This window comes from Leptolyngbya cf. ectocarpi LEGE 11479 (assembly GCF_015207065.1).
Classification (GTDB): Bacteria; Cyanobacteriota; Cyanobacteriia; order Phormidesmidales; family Phormidesmidaceae; genus Leptothoe; species Leptothoe ectocarpi.
The window spans coordinates 1-2,946 of record NZ_JADEXP010000528.1; the positions used below are offsets into that span (position 1 = coordinate 1).

Genomic DNA, 2,946 nt, shown 5'->3' on the forward strand with positions numbered 1-2,946 from the left:
GACGCTATGGCATTCACTCAGCCATGCCGTCACGAATTGCGGTGCAGCGCTGCCCCCAGGTGATTTTTGCCCGTCCTCGATTTGATGTATATCGCGAGGTATCTGAACAAATTCGGGACATTTTTCGAGACTATACGGACCTGGTCGAGCCGCTGGCATTGGATGAAGCGTATCTGGATGTGACCGCTGGTGGCTCTGCGATCGCAACCGCCAAAGCGATCAAACAGCGAATTACCGAAACCACCCAGCTCACCGCCTCAGCTGGCGTTTCCATCAACAAGTTTTTGGCCAAAATGGCCTCTGATATCAATAAACCCAATGGGCTATATGTGATTTTGCCAGCCGATGCCATGGACTTTATCGCCACCCTGCCTATCGAAAAATTCCACGGCATTGGCCCCGCCACCGCTCGCAAGATGAACCAGCTGGGTATTGCTACCGGAGCTGACCTACAGCGCTGGAGCGAATCCGACCTGGTGGCCAACTTTGGCAAAATAGGACAGCATTTTTTTCGTATTGCCAATGCCCGGACAGCCGCCGGGTCAACCCCAACCGCATTCGTAAGTCTGTAGGTGCAGAGCGCAGCTTTGCCAAAGACCTGCACACGCTAGAGGCTATGGCCACGGCGCTGGCAACTATTGTTGACGACGTAGAAGCGCGGCTGCTTAAGGCCAAAAAAATGGGCTATACCCTCACCCTTAAAATTAAGTATGCCGACTATCGCCAAGTGACCCGCAGCCGCACAGTGGATAGCCCGCTACAGCAGGCGGCTGACATGGGGCCGTTAGCCCAGGCACTGCTGGAGCACCATCTAGAACCTGAGCCTCAAGTCAGACTCTTGGGGGTGGCAATGGCAAACCTCGTAGCTGCCGATACGGTGGGCTATCAGCAGCTGTCGTTGCCTATGGAGGAGTGATGCTTAGAGATAGAGATTACATAAATTCTACTTGAGCCGGACTTCGACTCCGCTCAGTCCTCTATCCTGACCTACTTACCCACTTTTAGAAAGTCAGACACACTTAGACCGCCCTTGGCACCACCGTTGGAGCTGGCTCCTGCCAGAGCTTTGGGCCGTTCCTCAGGGATGGGTGGATTGTTAGAGGCGGGTAGCCCCGGTGTGGAATCGTAGCCATAGGAGGAATAGTACTTGTAGCCGCCGCCCTGAGCCGCGACGCCGTTGGCCACCAGACCCAGGACAGGGATGTTGGTAAAGCTGATGTTATCCATGGCGTGTTCTAGGATATTGCGATCGCACTTATTCACCCGAGACACCAAAATCAAACCATCGGTGTGTGGGGCAATCAACGTCGCATCGGCAAGACCCACTAGAGGTGGCGCATCATAGACAATTAGGTCAAACTCTTTTTCCAACCGTTTCATAAACAGCCGCATCCGTTTAGAGGACAACAGCTTGACCGGGTCAGGGGGAATCGTTCCGGCAGTAATCACATAGAAGTCCACAAAGGGCATGGCCTTTTGCAAAACATCACCCACGCTGGCATTGCCCGCCAGCAGATCGCTCAGACCCCGTTCGTTTCGAATGCCCAGACGTTTATGCACCGTAGGTCGTCGTAAATCAGTATCCACCAGTAATACCCGTTTACCCATGGTGGCCGCCGTTTGAGCCAGGTGTCGAGCCACCGTCGACTTCCCCTCCCCCGGCATAGACGAACTCAAAATAATCGACTGAATCGGTCGGTCGGCCCCCATCAGCATCAGGTTGGTCTGCAGTAGCCGCATCGACTCTAGGAACTGGGAGCCACCATAGCCGTAGTAGCCATTGGCCCCCAGCCCGTCTTTTTTACCCAGGCGCTGCTGCAGCCACTGACCTACACCGCCAGATTGCTCTTCAGAATCATCAAACTCTGCCTGGTATGGAATCGTGCCCAACAGCGGCAGTTTCACCACCCCTTTAATTTCTTCAACGGTCCGACAGATGATATCTAATTTTTCCAGGAGTAACGCCGCCCCGACGCTGACCAACAGACTGGCCACTACCCCCAGCACCAGACTACGTTTTGTATTAGGTGAAATTGGCACCTCAGGTTTGTTGGGAGCCTCAATCACCTCCCAGGGAATCTCCGTTTGGGCCGCTTCGATTTGCAACGTTTCGCGGGTTTCCAAAAACCGTCCCAGGGCTCCCACCGCAATATCCAACTCCCGCTGCAGATCGCTATATTGTCGGGCCAAGGTGGGCAGCTGGGTCATGGTATTTTGCAGCTGGGCCTCTGCCGAAGCAATGGTTTGGTTTTGGGTTTCCAAAACCTCAATGGCATTGGCCGCTTCGGTATAGCGGGCATTGAGCACCCGCTGCGCTTCTGCATCAAGCACCGGCAGCATCTGCTGGCGCTTTTCTTCGAGCACCTGAATCTTGAGACTCCCCGGTTGAAACCGGGTGAGTTCGGTGGCCAGTTCTGTCTCCACCTGGCGCAGCTCTTGGATCAGCTGCTGATAGACCGGTGCCGTTTGTAAGGCGACCTCGCCACCGCCCTGGGCTACCAACAGATCGTAGTTAGCCCGCGCCTCAGCCAGCTGCCGATCAACCGCAAGGCGCTGGGTACTCAGCTGCTGAGCCTGGGACGTAATTTGTTGGTTTTGGGTGGCCGGGTCAAGAAAGTTGTAGGTTTGACGAAACCGCTCTAGCTGTCCCTGGAGTTCATCGACACGGCCCTTCAGCTCCGGCAGCTGGCGGTCAACAAACTGAATGCCCTGGCGCAGATTAGTCTGACGCTCATCCAGGCTGTACTTAAGATAAACAGCCGATAGGGCATCCAGCGTCGCCTGGATTTTGACCGGGTCGTTCCCCTGATAGCTCACCTCAATAATTTTTGTTTCCCCCACCCGTCTAATGGTGAGATTTTTTAGCAGACTCTCATAGTCTAGGTTAGGGTCAACCGTTTTTAGCTCTTCTAATACCTGGTTAACTAGCTCAGGACTGCGCAGCAC

At 54.5% G+C, this 2,946-nt stretch carries 3 protein-coding genes; 2 read left to right on the forward strand and 1 reads right to left on the reverse strand.

The window, feature by feature from the left end; genetic code table 11:
- Both dinB and IQ260_RS31315 read left to right on the forward strand, forming a co-directional pair.
- Positions 1 to 572, forward strand: a 572-nt coding sequence (gene dinB / locus IQ260_RS31310; RefSeq protein ID WP_228016550.1) for a DNA polymerase IV, incomplete at its 5' end; no start/stop codon positions are given.
- Between the two features lie 44 nt (positions 573 to 616).
- A complete protein-coding gene (locus IQ260_RS31315) occupies positions 617 to 916 on the forward strand; it encodes a DinB/UmuC family translesion DNA polymerase (protein ID WP_265579593.1) in 300 nt (99 codons plus the stop codon).
- Positions 917 to 987: 71 nt separating this feature from the next.
- On the opposite strand, the gene IQ260_RS29460 is transcribed toward IQ260_RS31315, so the two are convergent.
- Positions 988 to 2,946, reverse strand: a 1,959-nt coding sequence (locus tag IQ260_RS29460; RefSeq protein ID WP_193996612.1) for a GumC family protein, incomplete at its 5' end; no start/stop codon positions are given.

Bases quoted from the DNA above. Each gene is read 5' to 3' on its own strand.
- IQ260_RS31315 (WP_265579593.1), top strand. From the start codon at position 617: ATGGCCACGGCGCTGGCAACTATTGTTGACGACGTAGAAGCGCGGCTG.